This window comes from Desulfobacter sp. UBA2225 (assembly GCF_002348205.1).
Classification (GTDB): Bacteria; Desulfobacterota; Desulfobacteria; order Desulfobacterales; family Desulfobacteraceae; genus Desulfobacter; species Desulfobacter postgatei.
In genome coordinates this window covers 1-6,136 of the sequence record NZ_DDYV01000295.1, presented here as the reverse complement: position 1 = coordinate 6,136, position 6,136 = coordinate 1, and the positions used below count along the sequence as shown (strand labels likewise).

Genomic DNA, 6,136 nt, shown 5'->3' with positions numbered 1-6,136 from the left:
TTTACTAAAACTTTTTAAGGTCTGCACTTAAAGCTGTTACACTCCAAAGCGCATTGTCATTGACCCGCTCTTTTCTTTTTCACTGACCAATTTTCAAAGATCAAAATTCTGTCTGGTGTTTCCTGTTCAACAAAACCTGGACAATATACATCCGTGTTCAGGTTTTGTCAAACCTTTTTTTAAATTATTTTAAAATAATTTTGTGATACTTTTTCTTTCCTGCTCGAAGCAGAATTTCATCGTCTTTTACGTCCGCTTCTGTAACAATCTGATCAAAGGAACCGAGTCTTTCACCATTAATATACGCCCCACCCTGTTTGATGAGACGACGGGCATCGGATTTGGACTTGCACAGACCTGCGTCGCAAAACAGGTCAACCACAAACATCTTGTCCACCGCATCCCCCTTATTAAAGGTACTGGTAGGCAATGACTCATCAGCCCCAAAGGAAAGCATCCCCCGGGGGATACTTGCAGAAGACAGAAGATCAGAAGGCACCTCAATGGATCCAAACATAGACGCTGCCGCTTTAAGGGATTTCCGGGCCTCATCTTCTCCATGGGCAATTTTAGTTGCCTCATATGCAAGAATAGTTTTGGCTTTATTCAAATCCACCCCTTCCAATTTTCTTACAACTTCGATCTCTTCCATGGGCAGAAAAGTAAATAGTGCCAGAAATCTTGCCACATCCATATCATCAGTATTTACCCAGAATTGATAATATTCATAAGGAGAAAATCGTTCAGGATCAAGCCAGACAGCCCCCTTATGGGTTTTCCCCATTTTTATACCGGACGCTGTGGTTATCAATGGAAAAGTGATCCCAAAAGCTTGTTTACCAAGCGTACGACGGACAAGATCAATCCCTGCCACAATGTTACCCCATTGATCACTTCCGCCCATCTGAAGCAGACAGTCATGGGTTTTGGCAAGTTCCATGAAATCGTAAGCCTGGAGCAACATATAGTTAAATTCAATGAAAGTGAGACCATCGTCTGATTCCATTCTGGATTTAACGCTTTCTGCTTTGATCATCTTATTTATGGAAAAATGCCGACCAATATCTCTTAAAAACGAAATGTATCCCAAATTGGTTAGCCATGCCGCATTATCAAGCATCAATGCCTTATTTTCGGAAAAATCAATAAACCTGGACAATTGTTCGCGGATGCCGGCTTTGTTTTCATCAATCTGATCCTGGGTAAGCACTTTGCGCAGCTCTGTTTTACCGGATGGATCCCCAATAAGCCCTGTCCCGCCGCCGACAAGTCCAATGGGGCGATGCCCCTCGCGTTGCATGTGGGCCAGTGCCATAATACACACAAGACTTCCAACGTGCAGACTTGAAGCGGTTGGGTCAAAACCGATATAACAGGTAGCCCTGTTATTTTCTAAATAGTCTTCAAGCTCCTGGGCATGGGTTGTTGCCTCAATAAATCCACGTTCTTTTAAAATCGATAAAACACTCATGCTCTTTCTTCCTTATCATTTCCTGGTATATTCAACCGCTCTGGTTTCCCGAATAACAACAACTTTGACCTGGCCCGGAAATGTCAGATTCTCTTCAATTTGGCGGGCAATATCTTTTGAAAGCAGCATTGCACTCTCATCAGTAATTTTTTCACTTTCAGTAATGACCCGAATCTCACGCCCGGCCTGAATGGCATAGGTATTTACCACGCCGTCAAAACTATTAGCGATATTTTCAAGATCTTCCAACCGTTTTACGTAGTTTTCAAGACTCTCTTTTCTGGCACCGGGCCTGGCTCCGGAAAGCGCATCAGCGGATTGTACAATGAAATCATATACACTCTCAGGCATTTGGTCTTCATGGTGGGCAGCAATGGCATTAACAACGCTTTCGCTTTCACCATATTTTTTAGCAAGCTTGGCGCCAATAATGGCATGTGCGCCATCTACTTCATGATCCACGGCCTTGCCAATATCGTGAAGCAGCCCCATGCGCTGGGCAAGCTTTATGTCCAGACCAAGTTCAGCAGCTATAATACCGGCCAAAAACGCCACTTCAATAGAATGCTGCAAAACATTCTGGGCATAGGAGGTTCTGAATTTGAGCTTGCCAAGCACTTTGATAAGTTCCGGATCAATCCCGTGCACACCCAAGTCAAACGCAGCCTGCTCGCCGGCTTCTTTAATTGCAAGATCAACCTCCTCCGTTGCACGCGCCACAACATCCTCGATACGAGCGGGATGAATTCTTCCATCTGAAATCAATTTTTCAAGGGAAATCCTCGCCACCTCCCGCCTGACGGGGTTGAATCCTGACAAAATGACAGCTTCCGGAGTATCGTCAATAATCAGATCAATACCGGTTGCGGCTTCCAAAGCACGGATATTGCGACCTTCCCTGCCGATAATTCGACCCTTCATTTCATCTCCGGGCAGATTAACAACAGAAACGGTGCGTTCAGCAACATAGTCGCCCGCATAGCGTTGAATCGCAGTCGATAGAATCTTTTTAGCCTCTTTATCTGCTTTCTCCCTGACTTCGGTAGTGATCTTTTTAACCATTTTAGCACCTTCGTGCCTGGCTTCATCCTCCATGGTTTTAAGCAGCAGCTCTTTGGCCTGCTCAAGGGTCATCCCGGAGACCTTTTCAAGCTCTTTTTTTGTCTCTTCAAGAAGTTGCGTATAGGATTTTTCTTTTTGGATTACAGATTCAAGTTTTTCCGCAATGTCCCGTTCATTTTTTTCTATGGATTTTTCTCTTTTGGCACATTGATCTTCAAGCTTGTCAAGCTTTTCACTTTTCTTAGAAAGCCTTCGCTCCTCTTTTTTCAACTCAGCCCGTGTCTCTTCAGTCTCAGCATCAAAGATGCTTTTCATTTCCAGCAGACGAGAGCGGGCCTCCAATTTAGCTTCCCTAAGGAGAGTTTCAGCTTTTTTAACCGCCTCGTCCATGCCAACGCGTTGCTCTTCTAAAAAATCACGTCTCTGCTGATCAATTTTTCCTTTTATCACATATAAAATGACGGCACCGACAGCCAGCAGCACCATCATGAATGCAAGCATCATTGTAAAACTCATACAATTTCTCTCCTGGAATAAGAGGGTTACAAAAAAAATATGTACCCGTGTTTTATCTTGCTAAAAAAGAAATGGAATAATACGTTAGGATAAGAAGGAGGTACGGCAAAGCGTCTTTAAGATCATAACAATTCCCCCGCAACTGCCGTGTTGTTTCTTAAGGCTTTGAACCAAGGGTCCAAAAGACGGGGAATCAATAATACCTTTAGGCTTTTCCCTTAAAAGGGAACCTGCGCACCAGTATCAGCGTGATCCCCCTAGGTTTTTATGCGTTAGGACAAAGTCTGTCATACAATCACGCACATCGCAGGGGGTTGTTATAATTTTAGACCAATGAAATTTTATTTCATTGTCTTGTCTATTTTCTCCAATAAGGATGATACTCTGCTTTCAATGTCTTTTTGAAGGTCTGAATACTTCAAATGCAGTTCATGATAATCCTTAGATAAATTCATGGCTGCAAGAAGCAGAATAGCCATTCTGTTTTTACTGCTGGTTTTATTTTGGAAAAGGCTTTCTGCTTCTTCTATATATTCCTTGACATGGGCTGCAATTTTTACCGGATCATATACTTGCTCTGTATCCGGTTTAAACTTAAATTCTTCCCCAAAAAGCTCAATTTTAACGATCTCATCCAAGGAAAGCCCTTTACCGAATATATATATTCAAACGTTTTTTAATTTGTCATCCCCCGGATACGGTTTCCGAGAAACCATCCAGTTTTGAAAGGAGCCCGTTAATTTTTTCATTCATCATAGACTCCCGGTCGACATAGACATCTTCTTTTTTAATTTTCTGTTCCAACTGATCTTCAAGTTCTCTAATTTTAACAGAGAGCTCTGCGTTTTCTTTTTGAAGACTTTGGCAGGACTCTATTAAAAAGTCCACGTGGATGTTAATGTCATCAAACTTGGCTGCTATATCCTCATTATTCAATTTCTTAAGTCTCATAAAATGGTAATTAATTAACTACTAATATATTAAGCAGCCTGATGAAAGTCAAGATAATTCCTTCGGAGACTTATGAAACGATTTATTGATGCGGTTTAACTGTTCAATCGTATTAACGCCGATAACCTGCTCAGAGTCGTCTATGATCCTAACAAATGTTCTAACTCTGTCTTGGACAGCGACTTCTACAAGGTCGGTAAGATAGTATTCTCCCTGACTATTGTTGTTCTTAATACGTCTTATAGCCGATTCAAGAAATCGTTTTTCAAAACAAAAAATCCCGGAGTTAATGATATTAATCTGCTTTTCCAAATCAGTTGCATCCGCCTCTTCGCGTATGGCAAGGAGTTGTCCGTCGTCATCCTGAATAATTCTGCCGTAGCCGGTCGGGTTTTTAATTTTTGCTGCGAGAACAGTCAAATCAGCCATTAGGTTCCTGTGTGCCGAAACCAAATCCAATAGGGTCTGGCTTTTTATCAACGGAACATCACCGCACAAAACCAAGATATGTTGAATACAGGGATCAATTCCGGGCAATGCAACCTTGACCGCATCCCCTGTTCCCATAAGCGCTTTTTGAAAGGCAAATTGAACATTATATTTATTTTGAACCTCTTTTTGCACTTTTTCTGCCTGGTGCCCTACCACGACATGAATATGACCCGAAGAGACATCAAGAGCGGCTTCAATCACGTGGTTAACCATGCTTTCACCAGCGACCTTGTGGAGTACCTTGGCTAAATCCGATTTCATGCGGCTGCCTTTTCCTGCAGCCAGTATGATAACTGCTATATTGTTCATTACCTCCCCCTGCTTCTTTATAGGTGATGAAAACAAAAAGGGATGCCCATAAAGGCATCCCTTTTTTACTCCGTATTTTCGGCATTATAGACCTGGTGGTTATCAAACCATCAGACAAACCGAATATTCTTAGTGAGTACCTGCAATTTTAATCCGGAACAGAGCTCGCTGCAAAGCAGCCTCGGCACGAATAATGTCTATCTGTGCCGCCTTGTCCCTCAACCGTTGTTCAGCACGAACCTGGGCTTCTTTTGCCCTGCCAAGATCAATCTCCTGAGAGCGTTCAGCCGATTCAGCGAGAATGGTTACCTTATCCGGAAGGACTTCGGCAAATCCGCCACTCACAAAGAGAATGCGCTCATTACCGCTTGCATCTTTATAACGGATGACACCTGTTTTCAGTGAGGTCAAAAAGGTTGTATGCCCTTTCAAGGCACAAAATTCACCTTCGCTGCCAGGCGCTGAAATACTTTGGATATCTTCACTGACCACTGCCTTTTGCGGCGTTACAACTTCAAGAAAAAATTTATCAGCCATAATCAACCTCCGAATGGTTATTGAGCTTTGGCTTTTGCAATGGCGTCTTCGATGGATCCAACCATATAGAAAGCATTTTCGGGAAGGTCATCATGCTTACCTTCGATAATCTCTTTGAAAGATCTGACGGTATCTTCAACCTTTACAAACACACCGGCCATACCGGTAAAGGTTTCAGCTACATGGAAGGGCTGGGAGAGAAACTTCTGCAGCTTTCTGGCCCGCTGTACAGTAAGTTTATCTTCGTCAGACAATTCATCCATACCAAGGATGGCAATGATGTCCTGGAGTTCTTTGTACTTTTGCAGGATCCGCTGCACCTGGCGCGCGGTGCGGTAATGATCCTCGCCGATGTAGTTGGCATCCAGTATGCGGGAAGAGGAATCCAGCGGGTCCACGGCGGGATAAATGCCCAACTCCGCAATCGGCCGGGAAAGAACGACCGTTCCGTCGAGGTGCGCGAACGTCGTCGCCGGCGCCGGGTCCGTGAGGTCGTCGGCGGGAACGTANNCTGGAGTTCTTTGTACTTTTGCAGGGTCTGCTGCACAACCCGGGCAACCTTATAGTGATCTTCACCAATGTATGCTGCGTCAAGAATTCTTGAAGAGGAGTCAAGGGGATCCACTGCAGGATAAATACCAAGCTCAGCAATCTGACGGGAAAGAACAACAGTTCCGTCAAGATGAGCAAATGTGGTAGCAGGAGCCGGATCAGTCAAGTCGTCGGCAGGTACATAAACGCACTGTACAGCGGTGATGGAACCTTTGTCAGTTGATGTGATACGTTCCTGGAGCTCGC

Annotated in this window: 6 protein-coding genes, 1 other RNA gene and 2 pseudogenes; all 9 read right to left on the bottom strand. The window is 43.8% G+C overall.

The genetic code is table 11. The features are described 5' to 3' along the window. Positions 1-184: 184 nt before the first annotated feature. Complete coding sequence (gene tyrS, locus B3D59_RS15465; RefSeq protein WP_286821622.1) at positions 185-1,471, bottom strand: tyrosine--tRNA ligase; 1,287 nt, start codon at positions 1,469-1,471, stop codon at positions 185-187. Positions 1,472-1,486: 15 nt separating this feature from the next. Next, on the bottom strand, positions 1,487-3,049 hold the full coding sequence (gene rny, locus B3D59_RS15460) for a ribonuclease Y (RefSeq protein WP_277004099.1): 1,563 nt from the start codon (positions 3,047-3,049) through the stop codon (positions 1,487-1,489). 129 nt (positions 3,050-3,178) lie between these two features. After that, a non-coding RNA gene (ssrS, locus tag B3D59_RS15455) (6S RNA) lies at positions 3,179-3,365 on the bottom strand. Between the two features lie 25 nt (positions 3,366-3,390). Beyond that, entirely contained in the window at positions 3,391-3,687 is a 297-nt protein-coding gene (locus tag B3D59_RS15450; protein WP_286821608.1) for a cell division protein ZapA, read from the bottom strand. A 46-nt stretch (positions 3,688-3,733) separates the two neighbouring features. Beyond that, entirely contained in the window at positions 3,734-3,985 is a 252-nt protein-coding gene (zapB, locus tag B3D59_RS15445) for a cell division protein ZapB (RefSeq protein WP_157488442.1), read from the bottom strand. Between the two features lie 63 nt (positions 3,986-4,048). Further along, entirely contained in the window at positions 4,049-4,837 is a 789-nt protein-coding gene (locus B3D59_RS15440; RefSeq protein WP_286821601.1) for a sugar phosphate nucleotidyltransferase, read from the bottom strand. Between the two features lie 93 nt (positions 4,838-4,930). Next, a complete protein-coding gene (locus B3D59_RS15435) occupies positions 4,931-5,338 on the bottom strand; it encodes a F0F1 ATP synthase subunit epsilon (RefSeq protein ID WP_286821595.1) in 408 nt (135 codons plus the stop codon). 17 nt (positions 5,339-5,355) lie between these two features. Then, a pseudogene (locus tag B3D59_RS15430) lies at positions 5,356-5,847 on the bottom strand (F0F1 ATP synthase subunit beta); the annotation flags it as partial. Between the two features lie 230 nt (positions 5,848-6,077). After that, a pseudogene (locus B3D59_RS18505) lies at positions 6,078-6,136 on the bottom strand (hypothetical protein); the annotation flags it as partial.

Bases quoted from the DNA above. Each gene is read 5' to 3' on its own strand.
- tyrS (WP_286821622.1), bottom strand. From the start codon at position 1,471: ATGAGTGTTTTATCGATTTTAAAAGAACGTGGATTTATTGAGGCAACA.
- rny (WP_277004099.1), bottom strand. From the start codon at position 3,049: ATGAGTTTTACAATGATGCTTGCATTCATGATGGTGCTGCTGGCTGTC.
- B3D59_RS15435 (WP_286821595.1), bottom strand. From the start codon at position 5,338: ATGGCTGATAAATTTTTTCTTGAAGTTGTAACGCCGCAAAAGGCAGTG.